16 protein-coding genes are annotated in these 18112 nt (G+C 60.7%); 8 read left to right on the top strand and 8 right to left on the bottom strand.

The window, feature by feature from the left end:
- Window positions 1-47: 47 nt before the first annotated feature.
- Window positions 48-953 carry a LysR family transcriptional regulator gene (locus tag CAG02_RS10300; protein ID WP_085605645.1) on the top strand — a complete coding sequence of 302 codons (906 nt, stop codon included), beginning with the start codon at window positions 48-50 and terminating at the stop codon, window positions 951-953.
- Here CAG02_RS10300 and CAG02_RS10295 read toward each other — a convergent pair.
- From CAG02_RS10295 to CAG02_RS10285, 3 genes are all read right to left on the bottom strand, one after another.
- The gene (locus CAG02_RS10295) at window positions 898-1779 is read right to left on the bottom strand and encodes a carboxylate/amino acid/amine transporter (protein WP_085710334.1); all 882 of its coding nucleotides are present in this window, start codon (window positions 1777-1779) and stop codon (window positions 898-900) included. The genes CAG02_RS10300 and CAG02_RS10295 overlap by 56 nt on opposite strands.
- Window positions 1780-1991: 212 nt before the next feature.
- Entirely contained in the window at window positions 1992-2591 is a 600-nt protein-coding gene (locus tag CAG02_RS10290) for an FMN-dependent NADH-azoreductase (RefSeq protein WP_085710333.1), read from the bottom strand.
- Window positions 2592-2760: 169 nt separating this feature from the next.
- Window positions 2761-3075, bottom strand: a complete 315-nt coding sequence (locus CAG02_RS10285) for a 3-phosphoglycerate kinase (RefSeq protein WP_085710332.1) — start codon at window positions 3073-3075, stop codon at window positions 2761-2763.
- 49 nt (window positions 3076-3124) lie between these two features.
- Here CAG02_RS10285 and CAG02_RS10280 point away from each other — a divergent pair, with 49 nt between their 5' ends.
- From CAG02_RS10280 to CAG02_RS10255, 6 genes are all read left to right on the top strand, one after another.
- Window positions 3125-4048 (top strand): LysR family transcriptional regulator, encoded by a 924-nt coding sequence (locus CAG02_RS10280; protein ID WP_007956543.1) that lies wholly within the window; start codon window positions 3125-3127, stop codon window positions 4046-4048.
- A 14-nt stretch (window positions 4049-4062) separates the two neighbouring features.
- Entirely contained in the window at window positions 4063-4866 is an 804-nt protein-coding gene (locus CAG02_RS10275) for an alpha/beta fold hydrolase (RefSeq protein WP_085710330.1), read from the top strand.
- 3 nt (window positions 4867-4869) lie between these two features.
- The gene (locus CAG02_RS10270; RefSeq protein WP_085700647.1) at window positions 4870-5433 is read left to right on the top strand and encodes a peptidylprolyl isomerase; all 564 of its coding nucleotides are present in this window, start codon (window positions 4870-4872) and stop codon (window positions 5431-5433) included.
- An 88-nt stretch (window positions 5434-5521) separates the two neighbouring features.
- A complete protein-coding gene (locus tag CAG02_RS10265; protein ID WP_085710329.1) occupies window positions 5522-7354 on the top strand; it encodes an ABC transporter ATP-binding protein in 1833 nt (610 codons plus the stop codon).
- Window positions 7355-7539: 185 nt separating this feature from the next.
- Entirely contained in the window at window positions 7540-8235 is a 696-nt protein-coding gene (gene aqpZ, locus CAG02_RS10260; protein WP_085710328.1) for an aquaporin Z, read from the top strand.
- A gap of 248 nt (window positions 8236-8483) precedes the next feature.
- Window positions 8484-8819 (top strand): hypothetical protein, encoded by a 336-nt coding sequence (locus CAG02_RS10255; RefSeq protein WP_085710326.1) that lies wholly within the window; start codon window positions 8484-8486, stop codon window positions 8817-8819.
- An 87-nt stretch (window positions 8820-8906) separates the two neighbouring features.
- On the opposite strand, the gene CAG02_RS10250 is transcribed toward CAG02_RS10255, so the two are convergent.
- Window positions 8907-10040: a GNAT family N-acetyltransferase gene (locus CAG02_RS10250; protein ID WP_085710325.1), complete on the bottom strand. Its 1134-nt coding sequence runs from the start codon at window positions 10038-10040 to the stop codon at window positions 8907-8909.
- Between the two features lie 280 nt (window positions 10041-10320).
- Here CAG02_RS10250 and CAG02_RS10245 point away from each other — a divergent pair, with 280 nt between their 5' ends.
- Entirely contained in the window at window positions 10321-11652 is a 1332-nt protein-coding gene (locus CAG02_RS10245) for a putative porin (RefSeq protein WP_085710324.1), read from the top strand.
- Between the two features lie 136 nt (window positions 11653-11788).
- On the opposite strand, the gene CAG02_RS10240 is transcribed toward CAG02_RS10245, so the two are convergent.
- From CAG02_RS10240 to hrpA, 4 genes are all read right to left on the bottom strand, one after another.
- Window positions 11789-12025, bottom strand: a complete 237-nt coding sequence (locus CAG02_RS10240; RefSeq protein ID WP_085710322.1) for an anti-sigma factor — start codon at window positions 12023-12025, stop codon at window positions 11789-11791.
- Window positions 12019-12633, bottom strand: a complete 615-nt coding sequence (locus tag CAG02_RS10235; protein ID WP_085710320.1) for an RNA polymerase sigma factor — start codon at window positions 12631-12633, stop codon at window positions 12019-12021. The genes CAG02_RS10240 and CAG02_RS10235 overlap by 7 nt, the downstream gene beginning before the upstream one ends.
- A gap of 80 nt (window positions 12634-12713) precedes the next feature.
- Complete coding sequence (locus tag CAG02_RS10230) at window positions 12714-13835, bottom strand: beta-ketoacyl-ACP synthase III (protein WP_085710318.1); 1122 nt, start codon at window positions 13833-13835, stop codon at window positions 12714-12716.
- 330 nt (window positions 13836-14165) lie between these two features.
- Complete coding sequence (gene hrpA, locus CAG02_RS10220) at window positions 14166-18077, bottom strand: ATP-dependent RNA helicase HrpA (protein WP_085710314.1); 3912 nt, start codon at window positions 18075-18077, stop codon at window positions 14166-14168.
- Window positions 18078-18112 lie beyond the last annotated feature (35 nt).

The following is an 18112-nucleotide window of genomic DNA, read 5'->3' as shown; positions in this document are numbered from 1 at the left end:
ACAATTACCTAAAATCGAGAATCATTGATTCTAAAAAAGGGACAATCATGGATCGCATCGAATGCATGCGTGCCTTCGTGGTAACGGTGGGCGAGAACGGCTTCGCAGCCGCCGCCCGGGCCATGGACGTGCCCCGCTCGAAAGTCAGCAAACAGATTCAGGCGCTGGAAGAAGCCATCGGCGTGCAACTGCTGCAACGCACCACCCGCAGCCTGCACCTGACCGAGGCCGGTGCCGAATATTTCGAAGCGGCGCGGGAAGTGATCGCTGCATTGGACGAGGCCGAGCAGCGAGCCCGGGACGGGGTTGGCGAATTGCGCGGTGTGTTGCGGGTGAACGCACCGATGTCGTTCGGCCTGCGGCGGCTGGGCAAGCTGATTCCGCTGTTTCATGAACAGCACCCGAACATCGAGCTGCAACTGGTGCTCAGCGACCAGCAGGTCGATCCGGTGCGCGGCGGGTTCGACGTGACGATCCGCATCGCCAGCCTGCCCGACTCGACCATGATCGCCCGGCAACTGGCGCCAGCGCCGAGGATCATGGTCGCCTCCCCTGCTTACCTCGAACGCGCGGGCACGCCGCAGACCCCGCAGGACCTGCGCTCGCATCAATGCTTGAACTACGGCTATCTGCAGAGCGGCGTCAGCCTGCAACTGTGCAACGGCAAGGAGACGCAGCGGGTCAACGTCACCGGGCCGCTGCACGCCAACAATGGTGACTTGCTGGCGCAAGCGGCCGAGGCCGGCATGGGCATCGCGCTGCTGCCGGACTTCATCGTCGAAGAGGCGCTGGCGGCCGGGCGCCTGGTGCCGGTGCTGTGCGAATGGCAAGCCCCGGCGATCACCATCAACGCGGTGTATTCGTCAGCGCGGCGGGTACCGCAGAAGACCCGGGCGTTTATTGAGTTTCTGGTGGGGCAACTGGCGCCGGCCTGCGAATCCCCAACCGGCTGATCCACACCGCCGCCAGAATCACGCCGCCACCGAGGAACAACCGCCCCAGTTCCTCATGCTGATTCCAGATCAACAGATTCAGCAGCAACCCCACCGGCACGTGCAGGTTGTTCATCACCGCCAGGGTACCGCCATTGACCAGGCACGCGCCCTTGTTCCACCAGTACAGGCCGAGAGCAGTCGAAACCAGGCCGAGGAACACCAGCACACCCCATTGCAGCGGCGCTTCGGGCAGGAAACTGGATTTGCCGAACAGCAGGAACGCCGGCAACGCCACCGCGAGTGCGCCGAGGTAGAAGAAACCGAAGCGCCGGTAATGCGGCAAATCGCTCGGATGCTTCGCCACCAGATGCTTGTACAGCACCTGCCCGGCGGCGTAGGTGAAGTTGGCCAGTTGCAGTAACAGGAAGCCCATGAAGAAGTCCGGGTTGATCCGGTCATAGCGGATCACCGCCGCGCCCGCCACTGCTACCAGCGCCGCAATCAGTGCCCACGGGTTGAAACGGCGGTTAAGCGCATCTTCGATCAGGGTCACATGCAAGGGTGTGAGGATGGTGAACAGCAGCACTTCCGGCACCGTCAGCACGCGGAAGCTCAAATACAGGCAGACGTAGGTCACGCCGAACTGCAACGCGCCGATCAGCAGCATGCCGCGCATGAACGCCGGTTCCACCGAGCGCCAGCGCGTCAGCGGGATGAACACCAGCCCGGCCAGCACCACACGCACCAGCACCGCGAAGTAGCTGTCGACATGCCCGGCCAGGTATTCGCCGATCAGACTGAAGGAAAACGCCTGGATCAGCGTGACAATAAGTAGATAGCCCATGGTCGCCTCGATTTCGAATGGCGGCGACGATAGCGGTTTTTCCCGGTCATCGCTAAATTCCGGGCAAAAAAAAGCCCGAGCTCGCTAAAGCGTTCAATCGGGCTACAGCACTCAGGAGCAACAAGTGCAAAGGGAGGTTCGATGCGCGTAGAGCCTTGAAGGGGTTGCGCCAGGTCACTAGAACAATCGGCGATTATCTGGCGATTAACATATCAAGCGACCTGGGAGAGTTTGGCGTTGGCCTGGTTGAGGCCTTTCTCCTGGAAGTCGCCACCCAGGTTCATGCCCTCGGCGTGGATGAAGGTCACGTCGTGGATGCCGATGAAACCCATCACCTGACGCAGGTACGGTTCTTGGTGATCCGCCGGGCCGCCGGCGTAGATGCCGCCGCGAGCGGTCAGCACGTAGGCACGCTTGCCGCTGAGCAGGCCTTGCGGACCGGTTTCGGTGTACTTGAAGGTCACGCCGGCACGCAGCACGTGGTCGAGCCAGGCTTTCAGGGTGCTTGGAATCGCGAAGTTGTACATCGGCGCGGCCATCACCAGCACGTCGGCGGCCAGCAATTCTTCGGTCAGCTCGTTGGAGCGATCCAGCGAGGACTGTTCGTTGGCATTGCGCTGTTCGGCGGGTTTCATCCAGCCGCCCAGCAGGTTGCTGTCCAGGTGTGGCACCGGGTTCACGGCGAGGTCACGGACGGTGATCTGATCGGCCGGGTGTGCAGCTTTCCACTGACTGATGAAAGTCTGGGTCAGTTGACGGGATACCGAATCTTGCTGGCGGGCGCTGCTTTCGATGATCAGAACGCGGGACATGGTGTGTAGCCTCCATCCGAGAATGTTGTAAGTCGATGGAGTGAAGGTTAAACAGAGTCGCATCGATGAAAAAGCGCAAATAATTGCTGCAAACCATCGAAATATTCGTTTAGATGCAAGCTACACCTGCAGGAGCGGGCTGACTCGCTCCCACAGAGAGGCAAAACCGCTATTTCGGGTTGCAGCTCAGCTCGACGCGCAGCTTGATGATCTCGCGGGAGAACTTGGCGGTGGCGTTGGTGTGTTTGCCGGCCGGCACTTCGATATTGCGGGTGCGCGGCGCTTCCGGGCCATTGCTGAACACGACTTTGCAGACCGCGTCGACCTCGCCGTAGTTGGCGACCCGGATGGAGCCGATGTCTTTATCGGTATCGAAGGACTCGTAGTCGATCTTCAGGCCATTGAGATTCTTCTGCACATCGATCGGATACGCAAACGCGGTCAGCGGCAGCAACGCCAGTACCACACAACAGAATTTTTTCATTCGGCAGTCTCCATGAGGGACAGCCAGCTTAGGACAAGAGGAGCTATCGATGAAAGCGCCCCGCGTGACCCTCGATCAATGGCGAACGTTGCAGGCGGTGGTCGACCACGGCGGATTCGCCCAGGCCGCCGAAGCGTTGCACCGTTCGCAATCGTCGGTGAGCTACACCGTCGCCCGCATGCAGGACCAGCTCGGAGTGCCGTTGCTGCGCATCGACGGCCGTAAAGCCGTACTGACTGAAGCCGGCGGCGTGTTGCTGCGGCGTTCGCGACAACTGGTGAAACAGGCCAGCCAACTGGAAGATCTCGCCCATCACATGGAGCAAGGCTGGGAAGCCGAAGTGCGGCTGGTGGTCGATGCCGCCTACCCGAGCGCCCGCCTCGTTCGCGCACTGACCGCATTCATGCCGCAAAGCCGGGGCTGCCGTGTGCGTTTGCGTGAAGAAGTGCTGTCGGGGGTCGAGGAGGTTTTGCTCGAAGGCGTGGCCGATCTGGCGATCACCGGCCTGAGCATTCCCGGTTACCTCGGTGCGGAATTGAGCGATGTGGAATTTGTCGCCGTCGCCCACCCCGAACACGCACTGCATCGGCTGAACCGTGAACTGAATTTCCAGGACCTGGAAACCCAGATGCAAGTGGTGATCCGCGACTCCGGCCGTCAGCAACCCCGGGATGTCGGCTGGCTCGGCGCCGAACAGCGCTGGACCGTCGGCAGCCTCGCCACCGCTGCCAATTTCGTTTCCAGCGGCCTGGGTTTTGCCTGGCTGCCACGGCACATGATCGAACGTGAATTGAAGGAAGGCCTGCTCAAGCTGCTACCGTTGGATCAGGGCGGCAGCCGCAATCCGAGTTTCTATTTGTATTCGAACAAGGACAAACCGCTGGGCCCGGCTTCGCAGATCCTCGTCGAACTGCTGCGCACCTTCGACACCTTGCCGCTGGACGCACCGTTCGCCGCCCCCGAACAAGCCTGACACGGAGTTCACCGATGGCGTATTTCGAGCATGAAGGCTGCAACCTGCACTACGAGGAATATGGCCACGGCGATCCGTTGCTGCTGGTTCACGGGCTTGGCTCCAGCACCCTGGACTGGGAAATGCAGATCCCGGCACTGGCCGCGCAATACCGGGTAATCGTCCCGGACGTGCGCGGTCATGGCCGCTCCGACAAGCCCCGCGAGCGCTACAGCATCGCCGGCTTCAGCGCCGACATCGTCGCCCTGATCGAGCATCTGAAACTCGGCCCGGTGCACTACGCCGGGCTGTCCATGGGCGGCATGATCGGCTTTCAGTTCGCCGTCGATCAGCCGCAGATGCTCAAGAGCCTGACCATCGTCAACAGCGCGCCCGAGGTCAAGGTGCGCAGTCGCGACGACTACTGGCAGTGGTTCAAGCGCTGGAGCCTGATGCGCCTGCTGAGTCTGGCCACCATCGGCAAGGCCCTTGGCGCCAAACTGTTCCCCAAACCGGAGCAGGCGGATTTGCGCCAGAAGATGGCCGAGCGCTGGGCAAAAAACGACAAACGTGCTTATCTCGCCAGCTTCGATGCGATTGTTGGCTGGGGGGTTCAGGAACGACTTTCGAGGATCTCCTGTCCAACGCTCGTCGTCAGCGCCGACCGGGACTACACCCCCGTCTCGCTGAAAGAAACCTATGTCAGACTGCTGCCCGATGCGCGGCTGGTGGTGATCGCCGATTCGCGCCACGCCACCCCGCTCGATCAACCCGAACGCTTCAATCAAACGCTGCTGGCGTTTCTCGCCACAGCCGATATTCACCCTCAGGATCACTGAACCATGCTGAAAAAACTCGCCCTCGCCGCCGGCACCGTGCTGTTCGCCGCCAACCTGATGGCTGCCACGCCGGCCAAGGCGCCACACGTCGAACTGGTGACCACCAACGGCACCATCGAAATCGAGCTGGATCCGGTCAAGGCGCCGATCAGTACCAAGAACTTCCTCGATTACGTCGACAGCGGTTTCTACACCAACACCATTTTCCACCGCGTGATCCCGGGCTTTATGGCTCAGGGCGGCGGCTTCACCCAGCAGATGCAACAGAAAGAAACCAAGGCACCGATCAAGAACGAAGCCAGCAACGGTCTGCACAACGTTCGCGGCACCCTGTCGATGGCCCGCACTTCCGATCCGAACTCGGCCACCAGCCAGTTCTTCATCAACGTCGCCGACAACGCGTTCCTCGATCCGGGCCGCGACGCCGGTTACGCGGTGTTCGCCAAAGTGGTCAAGGGCATGGACGTGGTCGACATCATCGTCAACTCCCAGACCACCACCAAACAGGGCATGCAAAACGTGCCTGTCGACCCTGTGATCATCAAGTCGGCCAAGCGCATCGACTAAGCTTTACAGGGCATATCGAGCGGCTGCAGCTTAAAACTGCGCCGCTCACACTGATAAAAGGAGAGCCCGTACTCCGGGCGGTTATCTGATGCTCTATCGCCGTTTCGAACAACTGATCGACATATTCCGTGACGCGCCTACGGCATCCCCGCCGGACCGTGTTCTGCCCTTCTATACCTATTACCTGAAGCAGGTCTGGCCGAGTTTCGCCGCCCTGCTGATCGTCGGTCTGTTCGGTGCCCTGATCGAAGTGGCGCTGTTCAGCTACCTGAGCCGCATCATCGACCTTGCGCAAGGCACGCCGAACGTCGATTTCTTCAAGGTGCATGGCGCCGAACTGGCGTGGATGGCCGTGGTGGCCCTGCTCCTGCGACCGCTGTTCCTGGCCCTGCACGACATGCTGGTGCACCAGACCCTGAGCCCGAGCATGACCAGCCTCATCCGCTGGCAGAACCACAGTTACGTGCTCAAGCAGAGCCTGAATTTCTTCCAGAACGACTTCGCCGGGCGCATCGCCCAGCGCATCATGCAGACCGGCAACTCGCTGCGTGATTCCGCGGTGCAGGCGGTGGATGCGTTGTGGCACGTGCTGATCTATGCGATCAGCTCGCTGGTGCTGTTCGCCGAAGCCGACTGGCGCCTGATGATCCCGCTGCTGACGTGGATCGCTGCCTACATCGGCGCGCTCTATTACTTCGTGCCACGGGTCAAGGACCGCTCCGTCGCCGCTTCCGACGCGCGCTCGAAACTGATGGGGCGCATCGTCGACGGCTACACCAACATCGCCACCCTGAAGCTGTTCGCCCACACCAACTTCGAACAGCACTACGCCCGCGAGGCGATTCAGGAGCAGACCGAAAAAGCTCAGTTGGCCGGCCGCGTGGTCACCAGCATGGACGTGGCCATCACCACCATGAACGGCCTGCTGATCGTCGGCACCACGGGGCTGGCCCTGTGGCTGTGGACGCAATCGGTGATCAGCGTCGGCGCCATCGCCCTGGCCACCGGCCTGGTGATCCGCATCGTCAACATGTCCGGCTGGATCATGTGGGTGGTCACCGGCATCTTCGAGAACATCGGCATGGTCCAGGACGGCCTGCAGACCATCTCGCAACCGGTCAGCGTCACCGACCGCGAACAGGCCAAACCGCTGGCCGTGGCCCGTGGCGAGGTGCGTTTCGAGCACGTGGATTTTCACTACGGCAAGAAGAAAGGCATCATCGGCGACCTCAACCTGACCATCAAACCCGGCGAGAAAATCGGCCTGATCGGCCCGTCCGGCGCCGGCAAATCGACCCTGGTCAACCTGCTGCTGCGGCTGTACGACGTCGAGGGCGGGCGGATCCTGATCGACGGCCAGAACATCGCCGAAGTCGGCCAGGAAAGCCTGCGTGCGCGGATCGGCATGATTACTCAGGACACCTCGCTGCTGCACCGTTCGATCCGCGACAACTTGCTGTACGGCAAGCCTGACGCCACCGACGCCGAGCTCTGGGAAGCGGTGCGCAAGGCCCGGGCCGACGAGTTCATCCCACTGTTGTCGGATGCCGAAGGGCGCACTGGATTCGATGCCCATGTCGGTGAGCGCGGGGTGAAGCTGTCCGGCGGCCAGCGCCAGCGGATCGCGATTGCGCGGGTGCTGCTCAAGGACGCACCGATCCTGATCATGGACGAAGCGACCTCGGCGCTGGACTCGGAAGTCGAAGCGGCGATCCAGGAAAGCCTCGAAACCCTGATGCAGGGCAAGACCGTGATCGCCATTGCTCACCGCCTCTCGACCATTGCCCGCATGGACCGGCTGGTGGTGCTGGAGAACGGCAAGATCGCCGAAACCGGCAACCATGCCGAACTGCTGGCCCACGGCGGATTGTACGCACGGCTATGGGCGCACCAGACCGGAGGGTTTGTCGGCATCGACTGATCCGGCAAGAAACGCAAAAACCGCCACAGCCCTTCCACCACGGGCTCTGGCGGTTTTTTCATGCCTGCTGGAAATCCCCGCATTCCCTGCTGTACTCAGCGAAGGCTCTGGAGATGAACCTGTCGTAATTGCAAGGAAGCACAACTCGATGCAGTCTCGATAGCGCGTCTATCAAGGACTCTCTCATGTCTCTGTTAAAACGTTCAGCCACGGAGTTGTTGGGTACGTTCTGGTTGGTGCTGGGTGGTTGCGGCAGTGCGGTGATCGCCGCGTCCTCACCTGTGGGTATCGGCGTGCTGGGGGTGGCCCTGGCATTTGGCCTGACGGTGCTGACCATGGCGTTTGCCATCGGCCACATCAGCGGCTGTCATCTCAACCCGGCCGTGTCGGTCGGTCTGGTCGTCGGTGGTCGGTTCCCGGCCAAAGAACTGCCCGCCTACATCATCGCCCAGGTGATCGGCGGGATCCTGGCAGCGGCGCTGCTGTATCACATCGCCAGCGGCAAGGAGGGTTTCGACATCGCCGCCGGCCTTGCTTCAAACGGTTATGGCGAGCACTCGCCGGGCAAATACTCGATGGCCTCCGGGTTCATCACCGAACTGGTGATGACCGCGATGTTCGTGGTGATCATCCTCGGCGCCACCGACAAGCGCGCCCCGGCGGGACTGGCACCGATTGCCATCGGCCTGGCCCTGACGCTGATCCACCTGATCTCGATTCCGGTGACCAACACCTCGGTCAACCCGGCCCGCAGCACGGGCCCGGCGCTGATGGTCGGCGGCTGGGCGATCGCGCAGTTGTGGATGTTCTGGGTCGCGCCGCTGTTGGGTGCGGTGCTTGGCGGGGGGATTTATCGTTGGCTGGGTGACGAAGACAAGTAGTTTCAGCTCGAAAAAAGACCGCGTGCAAGAACTTCCCACGCGGTCTTTTTTTTGAAAAAAATAAATAAAAACAACAATATCCCGCAACAAGCAAGTGACTGACACTCAAATAAAAATCCATTAACTTGGAAATGCGCCAATCAAGGACGCAACAACACACAACAATAATCAAAGTTCAGAGGAATGAAACATGCCTGCCTGTCGCAGGCAAACATACCCTTGAATAACGAAATCATGGAATTGATAAAATGAACCTTATTCGAAACACCCTGCTCAGCCTGCTTGTTCTTCCCGTATACATTGGTTTTGCCTCGGCAGCCCTGTCGCCAATGATCAATTCGAACCATCCGCTGGAAGTTGATATGGTCGACGCATTATCGGAAATTCGGCCAGAACTTAATTGTTCCGACGATCATACAACTGGCATAACTCAATGCGTGAGGCCCACTTATCTTTATACGTGCTCCGTCGCCAAGCGACCGAGCCTTTTAATTCAATACCATTCCAACATTGCCACTATCGAGGAGCTCGACACTCAGGCGAGATCCAAAGGCCTGTCCAACTGCTACGCCGGCGGTTTTTGATCAGCACGACCTGGCCATGATTTAACATCGGTTTTCGTGACAATGAATCGGCCGGGGGGCTTTCATCCATTGAGCCCTGGTCGAAGTTCAAAAACCTTGTGGCTGTTTGTAGGGCAGCGCCTCACGAGCCTGCTCTACATAACTCATCACACCGGCGCGCTCCTGCTGAAGAAAATCCTTCACGGCGGCTTTCAGGCCGGGATGGCGCAAGTAGTGCCAAGAGTGGGTAATCACGGGTTCAAAACCGCGAATCAACTTGTGTTCGCCCTGGGCACCGGCGTCGAAACGTTGATAACCCTGGGCAATCGCGTAGTCCATGCCCTGGTAGAAACAGGTTTCGAAATGCAGCCGGTCGTACTCGGCCAGGCATCCCCAGTAACGCCCGTAGAAACTGTCCCCACCTACAAGGCTGAACGCCATCGCCACCGGCCTTGAGCCCTGTTTGGCCAGCACGACACGAATCGACTCCGGCATGCGCTCGGCCAGCAGGCTGAAGAACTCCCGCGTCAGGTACGGCGCCTGACGGCGCACCGCATAAGTGTTGGCGTAGCAGGCATAGACAAAATCCCACTGCGCCTCGTCCAGCTCTCGCCCCTCAAGCCATTCGAATTCGAAGCCCTGCCCCGCCACTTGCTCGCGCTCCTTGCGCATCTGTTTGCGCTTACGCGAGCTGAGTACGTCGAGAAAGTCCTGGAAGTCACGATAGCCGCGATTCTGCCAGTGGTACTGACAGCCGATGCGTTGCAGCCAGCCCGGCTGCTCGGCCATGGCGGCATCGGTGAAGGCATCGGTGAAGTTGATGTGGGCACCGGAGAGTTCTTCGATCTCCAGGTAACCCGGCAGGCTCTTGAGCAGTTCGAATCCGTCCTCGACGTTCGCCGCCAACAGGCGCGGCCCGGTAACCGGGCTGAACGGCACCGCGCTCAAGAACTTGGGGTAGTAATCGATGCCGGCACGGGCGCAGGCATCGGCCCAACCGTGATCGAAGACGTATTCGCCGTAGGAATGCCACTTGCGATAACCGGGCAGCGCTGCGATCAGACGGCCGTCTTCGACGTGCAGCAAATGCTCCGCCTGCCAGCCGGTGTGCGGGCCGACACTGCCGCTGTCTTCCAGCGCGCCGAGGAAGGCATGGCGCAGGAACGGCTGGTTGTCCGGCACCAGTGCATCCCAGAGTGCCGGTTCGATTTCCGACAGTTTTTGCAGGCGCTGCAACGGCATTTTCCTCTCCACTTTTGGCCCTGAAAGCCTCGCGAGTATCGCTGATCGGCCCGGTCTTGCCCACGTCCGATTGCGCGACAGCGCTCTAGATCAATAGTTCACGCAAGGTTTAGATCGTCATCAACCTGCCATCACCGTGCCACTGCTCTGTCATAAACCATCGCGATACTGGCGCCTGTTTTTAGAGCGCCGGGTTCTACCCGGACACAGTTTTCCGACGTTCAAATCGTCGGTTGTGCCCAGGATGGTTCAGCCATCCCTCTCATCTTCGGAGATTGCTATGCGTCTTGCTTCCACGAAAACTGCGGCGGCCCTGTGCGGTGGCCTGTTGCTGGCCATGAGTGTTCCGGCCAGTGCCGCAGTCGACGCCAAACTGCTCGACATGCTCAAGGCTAACGGTTCCATCACCCAGGCGCAGTACGTAGAACTGCAAACCGAACTGGCCCAGGATCAGAAGGCCCAGCAAATCGCGCAGCAGGCGCAGCAAGAGACCAACGAGCAAATCGCGGCAACCGCGAAGAAAACCAACGAGCTGAGCAGCTTCGACCAGAAGCTGGCCTGGGCTGCCAAGACCCAGTTCAAGGGTGACGTACGTTTCCGTCAGGAAACCGTGAAGAACGATGGCGTACCGAACGCCAAGGACCAGGACCGTCAACGCATTCGTGCCCGTCTGGGTGCCTACACCGAAATCAACCCGCAGGTTGACACCGGTATCCGTATCGCCACCGGCAGCAGCGACGACGCCCGCTCCACCAACCAGGACCTGAACAACTACTTCGACAAGAAGCAGATCTGGCTCGACCTCGGTTACGTCGACTACCACCCTGACGCGGTCAAGAACCTGCACCTGATCGCCGGCAAGATGAACCAGCCTTGGGTAAGCATGGGCGACATCATCTGGGACAGCGACATCGACCCGGAAGGTCTGGCCGTCACCTACAAGTACCCGCTGAACGGCAGCGCCGAACTGTTCGGTAGCGCCGGTCACTACACCCTCAAGGACAACGTCGACGGCGAAGGCGTGCAGTTCAAGCACGACCTGCGTCTGTACGCTGGCCAGTTGGGCGGTCGCTTCGCGCTGACCGACAGCCTGAAACTGACCCTGGGCGGCAGCATCTACTCCTACGACAACGACAAGGACAGCGCTTGCCCTACCAGCGGCACTGTTACTGCGCCATGCGCCCTGGCCGTCAACGGCAACAGCCCGAACGAAACCTTCAAACTGTATGAAGGCTTCGGTCAGCTGGACATCGCCAACCTGCCGGTTCCGCTGTCGATCTACGGTCAATACGTGAACAACAACGACGCCAGCAACGACCAGGACACTGGCTGGCTGGCCGGCGTGAAGACCAAGGTTTACGGCTTCGGCATCGATTACAACTACCGCGACGTACAGCGTAACGCGGTGGTGGGTGCCTTCACCGACTCCGACTTCGCCAACGGTTACACCGGTTCCCGCGGCAGCAAGCTGAAAGTGAGCTACGAGCTGGACAAGAACTTCACCCTCGGCGCCACCTACTTCATGGCTAACTCGGACTACACCAACGCCAGCCTGAAGAAGACCGACTCCGACATCAACACCCTGCAACTGGATGCTGAAGCCAAGTTCTAACACCGCAGTGACAAGCTTCAGGCAACCAGTGAATGCCTCATTTGTAGCCTGAAGCTGATTTTCTCCTACAGCCCGGCGCCGCAGCAGCGATCCCCATCATCCGTTCGCTACTGTTACGCCGGGCTGTTTTTTTGCCTCAGGAATTGTCTTTGCGGCGCTGCGCCGCCAGCCGCTCGGCCAACACATCCACACCCTCCTCCGGTTTCTCCGGCATCTCCCGCAATGTCGCCTGCATCAAACGCATCTGGCGGATGAAGCGCCGGCAATTTCGGCAGAACATCAGGTGATGACGCACCATCAGCTTCTCGCGAAAGCTCAACTGGCCATCGAGATAATCGCTGGAGCGCGCCACTTGTTCTTTACAGGTCAGCATTCGCCGGTCTCCTCGAAATGCTCCACGGTGGCGAAGACTTTCAGCCGCGCACGATGCAGCAGCACACGGACATTGGAGAGCGAGATCTCCAGAAGATTACAGATCTCTTCCAGCTCCAGCCCCTGACGCTCGCGCAGCAGCAGCACGCTGCTTTGCAGTTCTGACAGGCTGAGCAGCGTGTGTTCCAGACATTCGCGCAGTTCATTTTCAGTCAGCAGCGCTTCGGGCGTGTCCTGATGCCAGGCGAACGGTGCGACCAGCCAGTGGCCGTCGCCGGGGGAAAAGCGATCATCGTCGATGGTGCCGTGGGGCGATGGCAGATCATCCATCAGCACTTCGCGGCGATTCTGCTTGTAACGGCCCTTGGCCGAATTGGCAGTGATGGTCAGCAACCAGGTCTTGAGACTGGAGCGCCCTTCGAAACTTCCGATATGGCGCACCACCGACAGCCAGGCGTCCTGCACCACTTCTTCGACGTGACGCTGGCCGACAATCGCATAGGCCACCGCGCGCATGGCGCTCTGGTAGGTGGTGACCAGTTCCTTGAAAGCCTTTTGCTCGCCGGCCAGCAGGCGTGCCAGCAATTGAGTGTCATCCGTTGCAGCCATCGATACCTCACGGGCAAAAAAAATCGCAGCCTGCAGCGTTTCCCGAAGGAGCGTGCAGACTGCGATCTTTTAACACGGACTCAGCGCTTGCGCAGAATCACGCTACCAATCGAATAACCGGCGCCGAACGAACTCAGCACCGCCAGCGAACCGGATGCCAGATCGTCCTGGTATTTGTGGAACGCGATCACGGAACCGGCGGAGCTGGTGTTGGCGTAGGTGTCGAGAATCACCGGGGCTTCTTCTTCGGTCGCTTCGCGGCCCAGCAACTTGCGCACGATCAGGTGGTTCATGCTCAGGTTGGCCTGATGCAGCCAGAAGCGTTTCACGTCACCGACGTTGAGCTTGTTCTCTTCCAGATGCTCGCCGATCAGTTCGGCCACCATCGGGCATACGTCCTTGAACACCTTGCGGCCTTCCTGCACGAACAGTTTGTCGCGAGCACCGATGCCCTCTTCCGCTGCACGGTTGAGGAAGCCGAAGTTGTTGCGGATGTTGTTGGAGAACTTGGTCAGCAGTTTGGTGCTGACCACTTCGAACTGGTGCTTCGACGTTGCCGTATCGGCACGCTCGATGACGACAGCAGTAGCCGCGTCACCGAAGATGAAGTGGCTGTCGCGGTCACGGAAGTTCAGGTGACCGGTGCAGACTTCCGGGTTGACCATCAGGATCGCCCGGGCCTGGCCCAGTTGCACGGTGTTGGCGGCTTGCTGGATGCCGAAGGTCGCCGACGAGCAGGCAACGTTCATGTCGAAACCGAAACCCTGGATGCCCAGTGCTTCCTGGACTTCGATGGCAATGGCCGGGTAGGCACGTTGCAGATTGGAGCAGGCGACGATCACGCCGTCGATGTCAGCGGCGGTCTTGCCGGCACGCTGCAGGGCTTGTTCGGCAGCACCGATGGCCATCTGGCAGAGCACCGACCATTCATCGTTGGAACGCTCCGGCAGGCGTGGCGCCATGCGTTGCGGATCAAGGATGCCGTCCTTGTCCATGACAAAGCGGCTCTTGATGCCCGAGGCTTTTTCGATGAACGCGGCGCTGGATTCGGTCAGGGCCTGGATCTCGCCGCTGGCGATGGCGTCAGCGTTGTCCGCGTTGAACTGCGCGACGTAGGTATTGAAAGACTGCACCAGCTCTTCGTTGGAGATGCTGTTGGCCGGGGTGTACAGGCCGGTGCCGCTGATGACGACGTTATGCATGGTCGTTTCTCTAATCTGTTCAGGCAGAAAGTGCTGGCACCGACGTGCCAACACGCAAAGGGTCTATTCCCATAGAGGGGACGCAAAAACCTGGCATCGCTTTATTCCGTCACGCGACCCGGCAAAGGCTCTGGGTCGCGAAACCGGCGTTTATGGTCGCGAAGTTTGCCATAAACCCGAGGTTTTGGCCCCATTCTCGGTCGCAATGAAAAACTCCTTGTGGGAGCGAGCTTGCTCGCGAATGCGGAGTATCAGTCAACATCTTGCTTGCCTGACCCGCCGCATTCGCGAGCAAGCTCGCTCCCACAGGGGTTTGTGCAAACTTGGGACTCAGGGTTCGACCTGCGTCCACTGTTTGTTCAGGCGCTTGTCGGAAATCGGCACTTTCGTCCCCAACTGCTGGGCGAACAGCGAAACCCGGTACTCCTCCAGCCACCAGCGATACAGCTCGAGCTGCGGATCGCGCTTGCCTTCCTGGGCGTGTTTGGCGGCGCGAGTCTGGTATTGCGTCCAGAGGCCGGCGAGTTCGCCGCTCCAGACCCGATCCTTCTGCACCTGGGCGCCCAGTTTCTCGAAACGCTGCTCGACGGCCTTCAGATAGCGCGGCAACTCCTTGAGCCACAGCATCGGCGTTTCCCGGACGAATCCCGGGTACACCAGATGGCTGAGCTGCTGCTTGATGTCGTTAAGCGCCACCGCCTGAGCCAGATCGATCTTGCCCTTGAAGCGTTTTTGCAGACCGTGCCAGAGCTTGAGGATTTCCAGGGTCAGACGCGCCACCCGCTCCGCATGCTCGGTCCAGCTGCCACGCTTGCGCTCGGCCAGTGCGGCCAGCCCTGCGCCGTCGCGAGGCAACGGGTCTTCGCCATCAAGAATGCAGCTGTCGAGGCTGGCCAGCAGAATGTCTTCCACCAATGCATCGACCCGGCCCAGTTCGCGGTACAGCAGGCCCAGTTCGGTCAGGCCCGGCAACTTGCCGCGCAGGAACTTGGCCGGTTCGGCCAGTTGCTGCATCAGCAGGCGCTGCAAGGCGCGGCGGTGCTGGAATTCGGCTTCGGCCGGGGTCGAGAAGCGCCCTTCCTTGACCGTGCCGCCCTCTTCTACCAACGCCGGATAGACCGTCATCGATAACCCGGCGATCTTCTGTTGAGTCTTTTCCGCAACTGGCGCGAAGACCTTGGCTTCCACCGGTTGCTGACTTTTCGCGCTCTGCGGCACAGCCAATGCAGCCTGACTGGCTTCGGCGAAACGCGCCGTCAGCTCCGCCAGATCCCGCCCTTCGCCGAGGAACTTGCCCTGGCCGTCGACGATTTCCAGGTTCATCCGCAGATGGCTTTCGACCTGCTGCGCCGCTTCGACCCAGGCTTCGTCGCTGACCCGCGCACCGGTCATGCGCAGTAGCTCACGGCCCAACGCTTGCGGCAACGAACCTTCGGCAAACGTCATGCGTTGCAGCGCAGCCTTGATGAAGTCAGGTACCGGCACGAAGTTCTTGCGCAGGGCCTTGGGCAGGTTGCGCACCAGCGCGATGCACTTGGCCTCGATCAGCCCCGGCACCAGCCATTCCAGGCGCTCCGGCGGCAGCATCGGCAACAGCGGCGCCGGCACGCGCAGGGTCACGCCGTCGCGTGGGTGATTAGGTTCGAAGTGATAACTCAGGGCCAGCTCCAGATCGCCGATGTGCAGCGTGTCCGGGTAATGCTGGGCGGTGACTTCGCTGGCTTCGCGGGCCAGCACGTCTTCTTCGCGCATGATCAGCAGTTGCGGATCTTTCTGGCTGTTGACCCGATACCAGCTGTCGAAGGTCGCGGTCTGGTGGATCTCCGCCGGCAGTCGCGCATCGTAGAAGGCGTAGAGGGTTTCCTCGTCGGCCAGAATGTCCCGGCGACGGGCCTTGGCTTCCAGTTCGTCGAGTTGTTCCAGCAATTGCTTGTTGGCAGTCAGGCACTTGGCCCGGGACTGAATCTCGCCGCGCACCAGGCCTTCGCGGATGAACAGTTCCCGCGAGACTACCGGATCCACCGGGCCGTAATGCACCGGTCGGCGACCGACCACGATCAGCCCGAACAGGGTGATCTGTTCGAATGCGACGACCTGACCGCGCTTCTTCTCCCAGTGCGGTTCGAAGTGGTTCTTCTTGATCAGATGCCCGGCCAGCGGTTCGATCCAGTCGGCGTCGATCTTCGCCACCATCCGCGCGTAGAGCTTGGTGGTTTCCACCAGTTCGGCAGTCATCACCCACTGCGGGCGCTTCTTGCCGATGCCCGACGACGGGTGAATCCAGAATCGCCGCTGACGGGCGCCAAGATAGTCGCCGTCCTCGGTTTTCTGGCCGATCTGGCTGAGCAGACCGACCAGCACAGCCTTGTGCAGCTTCGGATAATCCGCCGGCTCTTTATTGAGGCTCAACTGCAGGTCGCGGCAGATCAGGCTCAACTGGCGATGAGAATCGCGCCACTCGCGCAAGCGCAGGTAGTTGAGGAAATTCTTGCGGCACCAGTTGCGCAGCGGATTGGCGGTCAGCGCCTGGCGTTGCTCTTCGAAGCCACGCCACAGATTGACCAGCGCAGCGAAGTCCGAATCGGCATCTTTCCACTGCGCGTGGGCCTGATCGGCGGCTTGCTGACGCTCCGGCGGGCGCTCGCGCGGATCCTGAATCGACATGGCACTGGCGACGATCAGCACTTCCTGCAAGCTGCCGAGTTTCGCCGCTTCCAGCAGCATGCGGCCCATGCGCGGGTCCACCGGCAGCCGCGCCAACTGACGGCCGAGCGGCGTCAGCTGACTGTTGCGATCCACCGCCGAGAGTTCTTGCAGCAGGTTGAAACCGTCGCTGATCGCCTTGCCGTCCGGCGGCTCGATGAACGGGAACGCGGTAATCTCGCCGAGGCGCAGATGCAGCATCTGCAGGATCACGGCGGCGAGGTTGGTGCGCAGGATTTCCGGGTCGGTAAATTCCGGCCGACCAAGGAAATCCTCTTCGCTGTACAGGCGCACGCAGATACCCGGCTCGACCCGGCCGCAGCGACCTTTACGCTGGTTGGCGCTAGCCTGGGAAATCGCTTCGATCGGCAGCCGTTGGACCTTGGCGCGGTAGCTGTAGCGGCTGATGCGTGCGGTGCCGCTGTCGATCACGTAACGGATGCCCGGCACGGTCAGCGAAGTTTCGGCGACGTTGGTCGCCAGTACCACACGACGGCCCGGGTGGGACTGGAAAATCCGCTGTTGTTCGGCCGGTGACAGGCGCGCGTACAACGGCAGGATTTCGGTGTGTTTGAGCTGGGCCTTGCGCAGCATGTCGGCGGCGTCGCGAATCTCGCGCTCGCCGGGCAGGAACACCAGCACGTCGCCAGGGCTGCGGCGTTCGCTGCGCTCGTAAGCGGCGATTTCGTCGAGGGTAGCGAGGATCGCCTGATCCACGGTCAGGTCGTCCTCGACGCGGTTGCCCTCTTCGTCCTGCTCAAGTGTCAGCGGGCGATACCAGGTTTCCACCGGGAAGGTGCGGCCGGACACTTCGACAATCGGCGCATCGTCAAAGTGCTTGGAAAAGCGCTCCAGATCGATGGTCGCCGAAGTGATGATAACTTTCAGGTCCGGGCGACGCGGCAGCAGGGTTTTCAGGTAACCGAGCAGGAAGTCGATGTTGAGGCTGCGTTCGTGGGCTTCGTCGACGATGATCGTGTCGTAGCGTTCGAGGTAGCGGTCGTTCTGGGTTTCCGCCAGCAGGATGCCGTCGGTCATCAGTTTGATCAGGGTGTTCGAATCGCTTTGGTCTTCGAAGCGCACCTGATAACCGACCAGCGCGCCCAGCGGCGTACCGAGTTCTTCGGCAACCCGGCTGGCCACGCTGCGTGCTGCGATTCGCCGAGGCTGGGTGTGGCCGATCAGGCCATGCTGGCCGCGACCGATCTCCAGACAGATCTTCGGCAACTGGGTGGTTTTACCCGAGCCGGTTTCACCGGCGATGATCAGCACCTGGTGCTTTTCCAGAGCCTTCTTGATTTCGTCACGCTTGGCCGCAATCGGCAGGCTGTCGTCGTAACGGATCACCGGCAGACTGGCCTTGCGCGCCAGCACCTGATCGCAAGACGCCTGCATGCGCGCCACCCACTGGGCCAGCTTGGCCTCGTCAGGTTTCTTGCGCAGCTCAAGCAACTGCCGCCGCAGCCGGTGGCGGTCGGCGAGCATGGCGTGATCGAGGTTCTTCAGCAATTTGTCGATGGAGGGCGATTCGTCGGTCATCGGGTACGCAATTCGGTCGTCTAGTGGCGCAAGGA

Origin of the sequence: Pseudomonas sp. R43(2017), from assembly GCF_002112345.1 — a bacterium.
In the GTDB taxonomy this organism is placed as follows: domain Bacteria; phylum Pseudomonadota; class Gammaproteobacteria; order Pseudomonadales; family Pseudomonadaceae; genus Aquipseudomonas; species Aquipseudomonas kribbensis.
This window is presented reverse-complemented; position numbering and strand designations above follow the sequence as displayed.